Origin of the sequence: Streptomyces nanhaiensis (assembly GCF_046614825.1) — a bacterium.
Classification (GTDB): Bacteria; Actinomycetota; Actinomycetes; order Streptomycetales; family Streptomycetaceae; genus Streptomyces; species Streptomyces radiopugnans.
In genome coordinates, this window is sequence record NZ_JBKJFM010000151.1 from 1 (window position 1) to 14,386 (window position 14,386).

Below are 14,386 nucleotides of genomic sequence, written 5' to 3' on the forward strand. Positions count from 1 at the left end.
GGCGACTCCGGCGGCCCGGCCGGCGGCGTGTACCGCGTGGAGGACGGCGCTGAGGGCGGTACGGAGGACGGTGTGGGGGACGGCGTGAACGACGGCGGGGCGGGCGCCGAGGGCTGAGGCCGCGCCGCGGACCCTGCCGCGAGCCCCGTCCGGCCCCGCGCCGGCGCCCGCCGTGCGCGTATGACCGCGTATGACCGCGTATGACCGCGCATGGCTGCATGGCCGCATGACTGTGCATGACCGCGTATGACCGCGCATGGCTGCATGGCCGCATGACTGTGCATGACCGCGTATGACCGCGTATGACACCGCCCACAGCGGCGGACAACCGCCGGAACACCCCTGGACAGCCGATTCGACCCTTCGGTAGCTTGCGTCTGAGCAAGCGCTTAGTTTTTTCGGCCCCAGGAGGCGATGACGTGCGTCGCACGGTGTTCAACGAGGACCACGAGGCGTTCCGCGAGACCATCCGCGACTTCATCGCCGCCGAGGTCGTGCCCCACTACGAGCAGTGGGAGAAGCAGGGCTACGTCCCCCGGGAGCTCTACCTGAAACTCGGTGAGCTGGGCGTCTTCGGCATCGAGGTGCCCGAGGAGTACGGCGGCGCGGGAGAGACCAGCTTCAAGTACAGCGCGGTCATCTACGAGGAGACCGCCCGTGCCGGCGTCAGCTTCGGCGGCTCCGGCGTCCACACCGCGCTGTGCCTGCCCTATCTGCTGAAGTACGCGAACGAGGAGCAGAAGCAGCGCTGGCTGCCGCCCTTCGTCACCGGCGAGATGATGACCGCCATCGCCATGACCGAGCCCGGCGCCGGCTCGGACCTGGCCGGTATGAAGACCACCGCGAAGCTGTCCGAGGACGGCACGCACTACATACTCAACGGCGCCAAGACCTTCATCACCGGCGGCGTCCAGGCCGACCGCGTCCTGGTCTGCTGCCGCACCGCCCCGCCGACCCCCGAGGACCGCCGCGGGGGCATCTCCATCCTGGTGGTGGACACGAGGAGCGAGGGCTACGCCGTCGGCCGCAACCTCGACAAGCTGGGCCTGAAGTCCTCCGACACCGCCGAGCTGTCCTTCACGGATGTCAGGGTCCCCGTCGAGGACCTGCTCGGCGAGGAGGGCAAGGCGTTCTCCTACCTCACCCACAACCTCCCGCAGGAGCGCCTGGGCATCGCGGTCGGCGCCTACGCGCAGTCCGCCGCCGCCGTCCGCTTCGCCCGGGAGTACGTCGGGGACCGCACGGTCTTCGGCAAGCCCGTGGCCTCCTTCCAGAACACCAAGTTCGTGCTCGCCGACTGCCAGGCGGACGTGGACGCCATGCAGGCGGTCGTGGACCGCGCGCTGGACGCCCTGGACGCCGGGGAGCTGACCCCCGCCGACGCCGCCTCCGTCAAGCTGTTCACCACCGAGACCGCCGCCAAGGTCATCGACAAGTGCCTCCAGCTGCACGGCGGTTACGGCTACATGCGGGAGTACCCCATCTCGCGCCTGTACGCCGACACCCGCGTCACCCGCATCTACGGGGGCACCAGCGAGGTCATGCGGTCCATCATCGCCAAGTCGATGGGCCTGTGAGGAGCCGGGGACGGGACGCCCGGGAACGGGACCGAGCGGAGGACACGCACCTTCCATGACGAACGACGGCACGGGCGCGGGCGCCGGCGAGGCGCCCCCGTCCGCCCTGCTCGACCTGGTCGGCCTGCTCGACCTGGAGCGGATCGACCGCGACATCTTCCGCGGTCAGAGCCGTTCGGCGGTCGTCCCCCGGGTCTTCGGCGGGCAGGTGGCCGCGCAGGCGCTCGTCGCGGCCTTCCGCACCGTCCCCGACGACCGGCTCGCGCACTCGCTGCACGCCTACTTCCTGCGCCCCGGCGATCCGGACGCGCCGATCGTCTACACGGTCGACCGAATCCGCGACGGGCGGTCCTTCACCACCCGCCGGGTCGTCGCCGTCCAGCACGGGCAGCCGATCTTCCATCTGTCGGCGTCCTTCCAGACCGGCGAGGACGGGCTGGAGCACCAGGAGCCGATGCCGGCCGCCCCGGACCCGGAGACACTGCCGAACTCCACCGACCTGCTGCCCCGCCACGCCCATCTGTTCAGCGACCCCGGCGTCGCCGGCCGCCTCGCCGAGGCGCGGGCGGCGGTCGACCTGCGGTACGTCACCGAACCGCCGTACGCGACGGCCGGACGGCCGCGCGAGCCGCGCTCCCAGGTCTGGTTCCGCACGGCCGGCAAGCTCGACGGCGACCTCGACCGGCCGGTGCTCCACCTCTGCCTGGCCGCCTACGTCTCCGACATGAGCCTGCTGGAGCCCGTCCTCCTCGCCCACGGCCGCGGCGGCTGGACGGTCGGGGACGTGGTGGGCGCGAGCCTGGACCACGCGATGTGGTTCCACCGCCCCTTCCGGGTGGACGAGTGGCTGCTGTACGACCAGTCCAGCCCCACCTCCCAGGCCGGCCGCGGGCTGGGCCACGGCCGGATCTTCACCGCCGACGGACGGCTGGCGATCACGGTGATGCAGGAGGGCGTGGTGCGGGTGCCGCGCGGCTGAGGGCGGCGCCCGGCCCCGCTACGCGGGCGTCAGGCCCGCAGCCTCCAGCAGATAGGCGGTCATCGGCTCGTAGTAGCGCGGATTGATCACATGGTCGTCCAGGGGGACGGCGACCGCGAGGGTGCCCTCGGCCTCGCCGATGAAGAGGGCCGGGTCGTTGCAGTCGGCGAAGCCGACCGTGGGGATGCCGCGCTGCGCCGCGCAGCCCGCCCAGCCGTGGTCGGCGAAGACCAGGTCCGGCAGGGGCTCGCCCTCGCGCCGGAGGGCGTCGAGGATCGCGGTCATCGGCTCGGGGGAGTGGGTGTGCCACAGCGTCGCCCCGCGCTCGTGCATCGCGATGTCCGCGAGCTGCACCACCACGCCCTGGTCCGCGATCAGCCCCAGCGGCACCCGTACGATCTCGCACCCGGCCAGCCGCAGCGCGTTCGCCACCTTGCTGTGCAGATCGATCAGAGCGCCCGGGTGGCCGGTGGCGAACAGCACCCGGTGGCCGGCCTCCGCGGCCTTGCGCAGCTCGGCCGCGGCCCGGTCCAGGGCGGCCACCGTCAGCTCCGGGTCGATGGTGTCCTGGCCCTGGCGGTGCCCGGGATCGTCGACGACCCCGCAGCGCTCGGCCATCACCGCCAGCACGTCCTGCTCGTCGGCCCAGCGGTCGCCCAGCTCCAGACCCAGCCAGTAGTACCGGTCGCCGTTGGCGAGCCTGCGGTAGTGGTCCAGGTTGTTCTCGCGCGGAGTGGCGACGTCTCCGGCGATACGGGTGCGGACGAGGTGGTCGATCAGCTCGGAGCGGGAGGGGGCGGCGGTTATCGGCATGGGGGCATTGTCCCCCGAGGGTGCCCGCCGGGCGATCGGCTTCGGCCCGTGGCGCCCTCTCCGTCCCCCGCCGTGCCCGCGCGGTGCCCCGCCGTGCCCGCCGCCTGATGTACAGGCCGTCCAAAAGGGTGCGGGCGACTGTCGGATCCGTCCATGTCAGCGGGGAAGGACCCCTGCCTACCCTCGGCCGCATGAGCAGCGACCAGCAGCAGCAGCCCCGCGGACCCGTCGACTCCTCCCGCGTCCCGCGTTTCGCGGGCCCGGCGACCTTCGCCCGCCTGCCCCGCCTGGACGAGGTGGGCCGCGCCGACGTCGCCGTCGTCGGGGTGCCCTTCGACTCGGGCGTCTCCTACCGGCCGGGCGCCCGCTTCGGCTCCAACGCCGTCCGGGAGGCGTCCCGCCTGCTGCGCCCGTACAACCCGGCCCAGGACGCCTCGCCCTTCGCGCTCGCCCAGGTCGCCGACGCGGGCGACATCGCCGCCAACCCCTTCGACATCCACGAGGCGGTCGAGACGGTGGAGCAGGCGGCCGGCGAACTCCTGGACACCGGCGCCCGGCTGATGACGCTGGGCGGCGACCACACCATCGCCCTGCCGCTGCTGCGCGCGGTGGCCCGCAGGCACGGTCCCGTCGCCCTGCTCCACTTCGACGCCCACCTGGACACCTGGGACACCTACTTCGGCGCCGAGTACACCCACGGCACGCCCTTCCGGCGCGCGGTGGAGGAGGGGATCCTCGACACCTCCGCGCTCTCCCACGTCGGCACCCGCGGCCCGCTGTACGGCAAGAAGGACCTCACCGACGACGCCAAGATGGGCTTCGGCATCGTCACCTCCGCCGACGTGATGCGGCGCGGCGTGGACGAGGTCGCCGACCAGCTCCGCCAGCGCATCGGCGACCGCCCGCTGTACGTCTCCATCGACATCGACTGCCTCGACCCGGCCCACGCGCCCGGCACCGGCACCCCGGAGGCGGGCGGCATGACCTCCCGCGAGCTGCTGGAGATCCTGCGCGGGCTGGCCTCCTGCAACCTGGTCTCGGCCGACGTGGTGGAGGTCGCCCCCGCCTACGACCACGCCGAGATCACCTCGGTGGCCGCATCCCACACCGCCTACGAGCTGACGACGCTGATGGCCCGGCGGATCGCGGCCGAGCGGGAGTCCGCGGAGCGGTAGGCCCGGCCCGCGCCCTTGGGTCACCGGCCGTCCGGGCGGTGACCCAGGGGGCCACCGGCGGGACACCGGTCCCGGGGGGCGAGGGAGACGAGGGGCACCCCGGCGGTGGGCCGTCCCTCGCGGGGTGACGGTGGTTATTGCGGCTGCAACCGCTTCCGGAGGCGTGGTCGCGGCGCGTTCCCGCGCGGGCTCCAGCGGCCGGGACCCCCTGCTTTTCGGTCACGTTTGGAGCAGTGCGTATCCGGACGTAAGCACAGGGTTTCGAAGCCGGTGAAAACGATCGATCACATCGTCGCTGGTGACCGGCGCATGCGCCCCGTACCCCCCGGGGTTACAGCAGGCTACTGGTTTAACACGCAACGTTACTCGAAATGATCGTCGAAGGTGCATCCGACGCCGCTTCCCGACAGACTCACGTTCGCTATCCGTTACACCCCGACGGAAGGACGCGTCATGCGGAACGCGGTGAAGTGCGCCCTGGTGAGCGGCCTGCTGGCCGCGGGCACGCTCGCCCCGCTGTGCGGCGCGGCACTCGCCGCGCCGGCGCCCCGCGCGCCCTCGGCGCTGGTGCTCGCCGCCGCGCCGGAGCGCACGGGGGAGGCGGACGGCGCGGATGCGCCGGTCTGCGCCTTCGCGGGCTCCGCAAGCCCGGGGAGTTCCGGGAGCCGTTCCGCGCCGGAGGTCCTCTGCGTGTGGCCGGACGGCGCGGAGGGGAGCGGCACGGAGGGGAACGGCGCGGAGGTGTTCGCCATCTGACGGAACCCTCCGGCGGAAACCGGGGTCCGCACCACCTGGGACCCCACTGAAGCGGCCGGTCGCCGTGCACGCCCCGGACAGGCGGCGCGAGCGTTCCGGCGGGCCCCGCGGTCCCTCCTCACCGCGGGGCGGGCCGATCGAGCGGACGGGCGGGGAGCCGGTCCTGTGGGGGGTGCTGGCACGCACCGCCCGTCGACGCCGCGGCCCACCAAGGGCGCGGTCCGGAGAGAATGCCTGGCTCTCCGGGCCGCGCCCCCTGTCGTTCACGGCTCCTCGCCGACGGGGCCGACGCGGTCCCCACCACCGGAGAGCCGGTCCGCCTCCCCTCCAGCGGGATGAAATACGGTCGCCCGCGCGTTGGTCCACTGGTGCAGTGGACACACAGGGCGACACACGGTCGCACACGGCGACGCACGGCCAGCGGGAGGTAACCGGAAGTGGCGGGCACGCAGGCGGGGGACACCGGGAAAGCCGGGGACACGGGGGAGGCCGGCGACGCGCGGCGGCCGGGCTGGGCGCGGCGGCTGACCGCGTACTGCTGGCGGTACCGCCGCAACGTGCTGCTGTCGCTGGGCGCCTCGCTCGCCGGCATGGCCGTGATGGCGCTCGTCCCCCTGGTCACCAAGGTGGTCATCGACGACATCGTCATAGGCGGCGGTGACGGGCTCGGCCTGTGGATCGGGCTGCTGGTCGCCGCCGCGGTCGCGGTGTACGGGCTGACGTACGTGCGCCGCTACTACGGCGGCAGACTCGCGCTCGACGTCCAGCACGACCTGCGCACCGAGATGTACGACTCCATCACCCGCCTCGACGGGCGGCGGCAGGACGAGCTGTCCACCGGCCAGGTCGTCGGACGGGGCACCAGCGACCTCCAGCTCATCCAGGGCCTGCTGTTCATGACGCCGATGATGATCGGCAACATCCTGCTCTTCGTCATCTCGCTGGTCGTGATGGTCTACCTCTCCCCGCTGCTGACGCTGGTGGCGCTGGCCGTCGCCCCCGCCCTGACGTTCATCGCCCGGCGCAGCCGCGACCGGCTCTTCCCCGCGAGCTGGTACGCCCAGGCCCAGGCCGGCGCCGTGGCCGGTGTGGTGGACGGGGCGGTCGGCGGCGTTCGCGTGGTCAAGGGCTTCGGCCAGGAGGAGCAGGAGACCGGCAAGCTGCGCGCGGCCGGCCGCGAGCTGTTCGCCGCCCGGCTGCGCACGGTGAAGCTGAACGCGCGCTACACCCCCGCCCTGCAGGCCGTACCCGCCCTGGGCCAGGTCGCGATGCTGGCCTTCGGCGGCTGGATGGCCACCCGCGGCCAGATCACCCTGGGCACCTTCGTCGCCTTCTCCACCTACCTCGCCCAGCTCGTCGGGCCGGTGCGGATGCTGACCATGATGCTGACCGTCGGCCAGCAGGCGCGGGCGGGCGTGGAGCGCGTCCTGGAGCTGATCGACACCGAGCCGGCCATCCGCGAGAGCGAGAACGCCCGCGAGCTGCCCGCCGACGCCCCCGCCACCGTCGAGTTCGACCGCGTCGGCTTCGCCTACGACACCGGCCCCGACGCGCGGCCGGTGCTGGAGGACTTCTCGCTGAGCATCTCGCCCGGCGAGACCGTCGCCGTCGTCGGCACCTCCGGAAGCGGCAAGTCCACCGTCTCGCTGCTGCTGCCGCGCTTCTACGACGTGACCTCGGGCGCGGTGCGGGTCGGCGGCCACGACGTGCGCGAGCTGACCTCCGCCTCGCTGCGCGCGGCCATCGGCCTGGTGCCCGAGCACAGCTTCCTGTTCTCCGACACCGTCCGCGCCAACATCGCCTACGGCCACCCCGGCGCCACCGACGAGCAGGTGCGGGCCGCCGCGCGCGCCGCCCAGGCCGACGGCTTCGTCTCCGACCTGCCCGAGGGCTACGACACCGCCGTCGGCGAGCAGGGCCTGACCCTCTCCGGCGGCCAGCGCCAGCGCATCGCCCTGGCCCGCGCCATCCTGTCCGACCCCAGGCTGCTGGTGCTGGACGACGCGACCTCCGCCGTGGACGCCCGGGTGGAGCACGAGATCCACGAGGCGCTGCGCGGTGTGATGGCCGGCCGCACCACCCTGCTGATCGCCCACCGCCGCTCCACCCTCTCCCTGGCCGACCGCATCGCCGTGCTCGACGGCGGGCGGCTGGTGGACGTAGGCACCGACGCCGAGCTCCAGGAGCGCTGCGAGCTGTACCGCAGGCTGCTCAGCGACCCCGACGAGCTGGGCGGCGTCGAGCGCGACCCGGCCGGGCAGGCCGCCGCGTCCCGCAAGGAGTCCGGGGAGGTGTCCGGGGACGCGGCGGAGGACGGTGAGTCCGACGGCCGGGTCGACGGCGTCACCCCCGAGCTGTGGATCAAGGAGGGTGACCCGGAGGACAGCGCCGCCACCACCCCCGGCGCGCCCGCCCCCGCCATCGGCGGGCCGGGCTTCGCGGGAGCCCTGGCCGGGGTCCCGGCCACCCCCGAGATGCTCGACAAGGTCGCCGCCCTGCCCCCGGCCACCGACACCCCCGGCATCGACGAGGAGCGCGCCACCGCCGCCGAGTCCGCCTACGGGCTGCGCCATCTGCTGCGCGGCTTCCGCGGGCCGCTGCTGCTGAGCCTGCTGCTGGTCGTGATCGACGCGGTCGCCGGACTGCTGCTGCCGGTCCTGGTGCGGCACGGCATCGACGAGGGCGTCCAGCAGGCGGCGCTCGGCGCGGTCTGGGCCGCCTCCGCGCTGGCGCTGGTCGTCGTCCTCGTCCAGTGGGCCGCGCAGATTGGGGAGAGCCGCGCCATCGGCCGCACCGGCGAGCGGATCCTCTACACCCTCCGCGTCAAGATCTTCGCCCAGCTCCAGCGCCTCGGGCTCGACTACTACGAGCGCGAGCTGACGGGGAAGATCATGACCCGGATGACCACCGACGTGGACGCCCTGACGACCTTCCTGCAGACCGGGCTGGTCCAGGCGATCGTCGCGGTGCTGACCTTCTTCGGCATCATGGTCGCCCTCGTCGTCATCGACGCCGGGCTCGCGCTGGTGGTCCTGGCGACCCTGCCGCCGCTGGTGATCGGCACGGTCTTCTTCCGCCGCCAGAGCATCAAGGCCTACGAGCTGGCGCGCGAGCGCGTCAGCGGCGTCAACGCAGCCCTCCAGGAGGGCGTCGCCGGTCTGCGGATCGTGCAGGCGTTCCGCCGCGAGGAGCGCGACGCGCGACGCTTCGCCGAGCTCAGCGACGGCTACCGCCGGGCGCGTGTGCGCGGCCAGTGGCTGATCTCGGTGTACTTCCCCTTCATCCAGTTCCTCGCCTCCCTGGCGACCGCCGCCGTGCTGGTCGTCGGCGCGAACCGGGTGGGCGGCGGCACGCTGACGGCGGGCGCGCTGGTGGCGTACCTGCTCTACATCGAGCTGTTCTTCGCCCCCGTGCAGCAGCTCTCGCAGGTCTTCGACGGCTACCAGCAGGCGGTCGTCTCCCTGGGCCGCGTCCAGGAGCTGCTGCGCGAGCGGACGACGACGCCGCTGCCCGAGAGGCCGCGCGAGGTGGGCCGGCTGCGCGGCGAGATCGTCTTCGAGAACGTCGCCTTCCGGTACAACGCCGGGGACGGCGCGGGCGCGGACGGCGCGGACGCCGGCGGCGGCGAGAACGCGCTGTCCGGCGTGGATCTGACGATCCCCGCCGGGCAGACGGTCGCCTTCGTCGGCGAGACGGGCGCGGGCAAGTCCACGCTGGTCAAGCTGGTCGCCCGGTTCTACGACCCGACCTCGGGCACCGTCCGGGTGGACGGGGTCGACCTGCGCGAGCTGGACCTGGCCGGCTACCGCCACCGGCTCGGGGTGGTGCCGCAGGAGTCGTACCTCTTCCCCGGCACGGTGCGCGACGCCATCGCCTACGGCCGCCCCGACGCCACCGACGCCGAGGTGGAGGCCGCCGCGCGGGCGGTCGGCGCGCACGACATGATCGCCACGCTCTCCGGCGGCTATCTGCACCCGGTCGCCGAGAAGGGGCGCAACCTCTCCGCCGGGCAGCGGCAGCTGATCGCCCTGGCCCGCGCGGAGCTGGTGCGCCCCGACATCCTGCTGCTGGACGAGGCCACCGCGGCCCTGGACCTGGCCACCGAGGCGCTGGTCAACCAGGCCACCGACCGCCTGGCGGGCCGCCGCACCACCCTGGTCGTCGCCCACCGCCTCACCACGGCCGCCCGCGCGGACCGGGTGGTGGTCCTGGACCACGGCCGGGTGGTGGAGGACGGCACCCACGCGGAACTGCTGGAGCGCGGCGGGCGGTACGCGGAGCTGTGGCGCACCTACGCGGGCGTGCCGGCGGGCGCGGGGGTGTGAGCGCGGAGGCGTGAGCGCGCCCCTTCGACCGGGGCGCGCTCGGCGAAGGGGCGCGCTCAGCGGCGGTTGCGCGGGTGGTCGCGGGCCGTGCGCTCGTTGCCGCGCCGGTAGTTCCCCGTCCAGCGGGCCATCACCCGCTGCGGGTCGCCCGATTCCACCTCCGCCAGGAAGCGCCGGGCGCGCTCACCGCGCAGGGTGGTGACCGGGCGGCCGTGGTGGGCGACGGTCACCGTGCCGTCGCCGTACGCGTCGTAGGAGAAACCTCCGGGTGCGGGCATACGGGCGACCGTACGGGTCAGGGGCGGCAGAGCGCAGCCAGATATTCGTCCACCGTCTGCACCACACCGCCCTCCAGCGGCTCGTCGCCCTCCCTCCAGTGGACGGCGGCGATCTCCTCGTCGGGGGTGAACGGGGCCGGCGCGTCCGCCTCGGCGGTGAACAGGGCGCCGTACATCACCCGGCGCCCGGGGCCGAGCGCGGTGCGGGCGAAACCGGCGAACCGCAGCCGCTCCGGCGCCACCTCCTGGCCGGTCTCCTCCCGCAGTTCGCGCACCGCCGCCTGCCGGGGCGTCTCCCCGGGCTCGATCCGGCCGCCCGGCAGCTCCCAGCAGTCGCGCCCGCGCACCCGCACCATCAGCAGCCGCCCCTGGTGCCACAGTGCCACCAGGACGTAGCCCACGCGCGCGTCGTCGAATGCCGCGTCCTCCGGCTCCCGGTGGAAGCCCAGCAGTTCCATGCCCAGCGGTCCGCGCGCCAGCGGGGTCCGCCCGTCCGTCGCGGTGTCCGCCCCGGTGTCCGTCCCGGAGTTCGTCGTGCTGTCCGTCGCGGCGTCGGTCATGGCGTCGGTCATGGCGGCGAGCGTACGCCCGCCGCCGGTGCCCGCGGTACGGGGCCGGGAACGGCCGGCGGTGCGGGACGCGGCGGCCGAGCTCCCCGGTTTCCGGCGTCAACCCGGTCTGGCGGGCCCGGTGTTGCGCCGGATAGGTTCGCCGCGTTCACGGACAAGCCCATGGGAGGGCATACATGCGCAAGGCGCTCAGAGCCCTGCTGACCCTGCTGGTGCTCATCGGCACCGTCAGCGTCGGCAGCGCGTCGGCGGGGGCCGCCACCGCGGCCGGGACCGACATCGAGGACCGCATCCTCGCGATACCGGGGATGCGCCTGATCGAGGAGAAGCCGGTCGACGGCTACCGCTTCTTCGTACTGGGCTACCGGCAGCCCGTCGACCATCGCAGGCCCTCGGAGGGCACCTTCGAGCAGCGTCTGACGGTGCTGCACAAGGGCGATGACCGGCCCACCGTCTTCTACACCTCCGGCTACGGGCTGCGCACCACGCCCTCGCGCAGCGAGCCGACGAGGATGACCGACGGCAACCAGGTCTCCATGGAGTACCGCTTCTTCACCCCGTCGCGGCCCCAGCCCGCCGACTGGTCCAAGCTCGACATCTGGCAGGCGGCCAGCGACCAGCACCGCATCTTCCGCGCCCTGCACCGGATCTACGACGAGGAGTGGATCTCCACCGGCGGCAGCAAGGGCGGGATGACGGCCACGTACTACCGCCGCTTCTACCCGGACGACATGGACGGCACGGTCGCCTACGTCGCGCCCAACGACGTCGACAACAAGGAGGACTCGGCCTACGACGAGTTCTTCGCCACCGTCTCCACCGCCGAGTGCCGCGAGCGGCTGAACGCCGTGCAGCGCGAGGTCTTCGTGCGCCGCGACGAGATCGTGGCCCGCTACGAGGCGTGGGCGAAGGAGGAGGGCTACACCTTCACCACCGTCGGCAGCGCCGACAAGGCCTTCGAGAACGTGGGCCTGGACCTGGTGTGGGCCTGGTGGCAGTACGGATCGGAGTCCGACTGCGGCCAGGTGCCCGCGGCGAGCGCTAGCACCGACGAGCTGTACGCCTTCGTCGACCAGGTGGCGGGCTTCTCCTTCTACACCGACCAGGGCCTGGAGTACTACACGCCGTACTACTACCAGGCCGGCACCCAGCTCGGCGCGCCGAGCTTCGGCACCCCGCACCTGGACGGGCTGCTGCGCTACCCCGGCATCTACGACCCGCGCTCCTACGTCCCGCGCGACATCCCGATGAGCTTCGACAGGAAGGCGATGCGCGACATCGACAAGTGGGTGCGCAAGGACGCCGAGCGGATGCTGTTCGTCTACGGCGAGAACGACCCGTGGGGAGCGGAGCCCTTCCGGCTGGGCCGCGGCAGTGAGGACTCCTACGTCCTGACCGCGCCCGGCGCCAACCACGGCGCGAACATCGCCGGGCTGGAGGAGGACGACCGGGCCCTCGCCACCGGCGCCCTGATGCGGTGGGCCGGTCTGGACGCCGACGCGCCGGCGAACCGGAAGGCGGCGCCGCTCGCGCCGTACGACGCGAAGCTGGACCGGGCCGACAAGGCCGACCGGCGGATGCTGCGCCCGTAGGGCGCGCACCGCGCACGGAACGTACACGGGGACGGTGGGCGCGGCCGGTGGTCCGGTCGCGCCCACCGCCGTGTCCGGGCGCACCTCCGGGCGCACCTCCGGGCGCACCGCCCGGACGGTGCGCCCGGGGGCGCGCTCAGCCGCGCGGGTGGAAGACGAACAGCAGTCCGCCCCCGTCCGCCGCCGGGGAGAAGCCCCCCGCCTCCGGCAGCGACAGGAACGGGATCTCGGTGTCCCGGGGCAGCGCCTCGGCCTCGCCCGTGGCGAGGGACACGGCGACGGGTGCGCTCTCGGTCGCCCCGCCGCCTCCGGTGTGGCCGTAGGCGGTGCCGTCGTCGCCGACGGACAGCAGCCGGACGCCCTTGCGCTCGTCGGTCTCCCCGAAGCAGTGGGCCTCGCCTCGCTCGAAGTCGAGGGCGAGGGCGCCGGTGACGGCGTAGCGGCCGTTGGGGGAGAGCGCGGTGCGGGGCGGCGCGGCGGCGGACCGCTCCGTGGTGTGGCACAGGGCGGACATCTCCAGTTTCCCGGTGCTCAGGTCGTGCACGGCCCACACCGGCCGGCCCAGGGGGTCGTCCTCGGCGTTCCAGGAGGAGAGGACGTGGTCGCCGACGGTCGTCCACATCCGGCCGTCCCTGTACCTCTCGTACTCCTCCGTGTCGACGCCCGGCGGGACGGCGTCGCTCGCCTGCCAGCCCCCGGGGACGCCGAAGCCGAGGGTGGAGAGCGCGACCACCGGGCCGTTCGGGGACAGCGCGCCCACCTCGCCGTTGCCGCAGCCCACCTTCTGGCAGTAGACGGGCAGTTTCTGGTCGGCCGGGTACGTCTCGAACCGGCCCGTGGAGACGTCCACCACCGCGGCGTTCCAGCCGAGGTCCTTCCAGCGGACCAGGAGACCGCCCCCGCCGTCGCGCACCTCGACGTCACCGGAGCGGGTGTCGGCCGGGACGGTGACGGTGCGGGCGGGAGCGGCCTCCTTCCCGGAGGAGTCCGCCGGGTAGAGGGCCAGGGAGACCACCCTCTCGCCCTTGCTGAGCGCGTCCTCGCCCCGGAGGCCGTGCGCCCAGACGACGACGTACTCGCGCCCCTTCCCGCGGACGACGAGGAGGTGGGGGACCTGCGGCGCCCGCGCGGACAGGCCCCCGCCGTCCTCGGCGGCCGGCGGTTCCCAGGGCTCGCCCTTCCAGCGCAGGGCGCCGGTGACCGCGTCGCGGGCCTCCACGGTGTAGGCCTCGCCGTCGCGCTGGAGGAAGGCGACGACCCCCGCCTCGGGCGCGGCGTCCACCGGGGCGGTCAGGGCGCCCTCGGGCAGCCAGGTGAGGGTCTCCTGCCAGCCCTTGGAGGTGTCGAAGCCCTCCGGGGCCCTCACCGGGGTCTTGAGCGGCTTCCCGGCTCCGGCGGGCGGCTTGCCGAGTCCGCCGGCGGACTCGGCCCCGCCCGCGCCCCCCTCGTCGCCGCTCCCGCCGCACGCGGCCAGCATCCCCGCGGCCACCACGGCGACGAGTGCCTTCCTCACGGTTCCCACCGAACGCCTCCTCGGGCAGGGGGAGGCGTTCCCTGCCGATTCCCCCCGTCGCATCGATCAGGTCGCCCGAAGACTACCGAGCGCACATGACCGCAGGTGCGGGCGGCCCGGCCGGAGGATTCCGCCAAGCGGCTTGCGGGGAAGGTCAGTTGGCGCGCGGGGCAGCGGTCGAGGCGCGGACCATCAGCTCGGTGCGGACGGTCGCCACGCCCCCGGGGGGAGCCGACTCCCGGCCCAGCGCCAGCCGTCCGGCGCGGGCGCCCGCCTCGTGGAGCGGGATACGGACGGTGGTCAGGGCGGGGGAGGCGTCCGCGCTGAAGGGCAGGTCGTCGAAGCCGGCCACGGAGACGTCCCCGGGGATGCTCAGGCCCGCCTCGCGCAGAGCGGCGCAGACGCCGAGGGCGACGGTGTCGTTGGCGGCCAGCACGGCCGTCAGGCCCGGCTCGCGGCGCAGCAGCTCCAGGGCGCCGTCGTAGCCGGAGGAGCGGTCGTACGCGCCGTGCACGGTGAGGCGGTCGGCCTCCGCGAGCAGGCCTTGGCCGTGGTCGCTGCCGTGGTCGCTGCCGTGGTCGCGGTCGTGGTCGGCCAGTGCGGCCCGGTGGCCCTCCAGCCGGTGCCGGGTGGTGGTGCGCTCGGCCGGGCCCGCCACGTAGCCGATGCGGCGGTGGCCGAGGGCGAGGAGGTGCCCGGTCAGGCGGCGGGCGCCGCCGCGGTTGTCGAAGGCCACGGTGAGCGGCGCCCCGGTGCCACCCGGCCCGGCGCCCTTCCCGCCGCCCTGGCCCCCGACAACCGCGGCGGCG

Annotated in this window: 11 protein-coding genes; 6 read left to right on the top strand and 5 right to left on the bottom strand. The window is 73.9% G+C overall.

What is annotated here, in order from left to right; translation table 11 throughout:
- The first annotated feature begins 419 nt into the window (after window positions 1-419).
- Window positions 420-1,577 (top strand): acyl-CoA dehydrogenase family protein, encoded by a 1,158-nt coding sequence (locus ACLIYP_RS24930; RefSeq protein WP_412715357.1) that lies wholly within the window; start codon window positions 420-422, stop codon window positions 1,575-1,577.
- Between the two features lie 55 nt (window positions 1,578-1,632).
- A complete protein-coding gene (gene tesB, locus ACLIYP_RS24935) occupies window positions 1,633-2,556 on the top strand; it encodes an acyl-CoA thioesterase II (RefSeq protein WP_412715358.1) in 924 nt (307 codons plus the stop codon).
- Between the two features lie 18 nt (window positions 2,557-2,574).
- On the opposite strand, the gene ACLIYP_RS24940 is transcribed toward tesB, so the two are convergent.
- Window positions 2,575-3,369 (bottom strand): phosphatase, encoded by a 795-nt coding sequence (locus tag ACLIYP_RS24940; RefSeq protein ID WP_412715359.1) that lies wholly within the window; start codon window positions 3,367-3,369, stop codon window positions 2,575-2,577.
- A 191-nt stretch (window positions 3,370-3,560) separates the two neighbouring features.
- Between ACLIYP_RS24940 and speB the strand changes: the two genes are divergently transcribed.
- From speB to ACLIYP_RS24955, 3 genes are all read left to right on the top strand, one after another.
- On the top strand, window positions 3,561-4,544 hold the full coding sequence (gene speB, locus ACLIYP_RS24945) for an agmatinase (protein WP_412715360.1): 984 nt from the start codon (window positions 3,561-3,563) through the stop codon (window positions 4,542-4,544).
- A 453-nt stretch (window positions 4,545-4,997) separates the two neighbouring features.
- Window positions 4,998-5,300 carry a hypothetical protein gene (locus tag ACLIYP_RS24950; RefSeq protein ID WP_412715361.1) on the top strand — a complete coding sequence of 101 codons (303 nt, stop codon included), beginning with the start codon at window positions 4,998-5,000 and terminating at the stop codon, window positions 5,298-5,300.
- A gap of 437 nt (window positions 5,301-5,737) precedes the next feature.
- Entirely contained in the window at window positions 5,738-9,625 is a 3,888-nt protein-coding gene (locus ACLIYP_RS24955; protein ID WP_412715362.1) for an ABC transporter ATP-binding protein, read from the top strand.
- Window positions 9,626-9,681: 56 nt separating this feature from the next.
- Here the strand turns inward: ACLIYP_RS24955 and ACLIYP_RS24960 are convergent, their stop codons facing one another.
- Both ACLIYP_RS24960 and ACLIYP_RS24965 read right to left on the bottom strand, forming a co-directional pair.
- Window positions 9,682-9,903, bottom strand: a complete 222-nt coding sequence (locus ACLIYP_RS24960) for a hypothetical protein (protein ID WP_412715363.1) — start codon at window positions 9,901-9,903, stop codon at window positions 9,682-9,684.
- A 17-nt stretch (window positions 9,904-9,920) separates the two neighbouring features.
- Window positions 9,921-10,475 (bottom strand): NUDIX domain-containing protein, encoded by a 555-nt coding sequence (locus tag ACLIYP_RS24965; protein WP_412715364.1) that lies wholly within the window; start codon window positions 10,473-10,475, stop codon window positions 9,921-9,923.
- 173 nt (window positions 10,476-10,648) lie between these two features.
- Between ACLIYP_RS24965 and ACLIYP_RS24970 the strand changes: the two genes are divergently transcribed.
- A complete protein-coding gene (locus ACLIYP_RS24970) occupies window positions 10,649-12,064 on the top strand; it encodes a S28 family serine protease (protein ID WP_412715365.1) in 1,416 nt (471 codons plus the stop codon).
- A 136-nt stretch (window positions 12,065-12,200) separates the two neighbouring features.
- Here ACLIYP_RS24970 and ACLIYP_RS24975 read toward each other — a convergent pair whose 3' ends face one another.
- Together ACLIYP_RS24975 and ACLIYP_RS24980 are read right to left on the bottom strand one after the other, a co-directional pair.
- Complete coding sequence (locus ACLIYP_RS24975; RefSeq protein ID WP_412715366.1) at window positions 12,201-13,586, bottom strand: hypothetical protein; 1,386 nt, start codon at window positions 13,584-13,586, stop codon at window positions 12,201-12,203.
- Window positions 13,587-13,731: 145 nt separating this feature from the next.
- A partial coding sequence (locus tag ACLIYP_RS24980) for a LacI family DNA-binding transcriptional regulator (protein ID WP_412715367.1) occupies window positions 13,732-14,386 on the bottom strand: 655 nt, incomplete at its 5' end.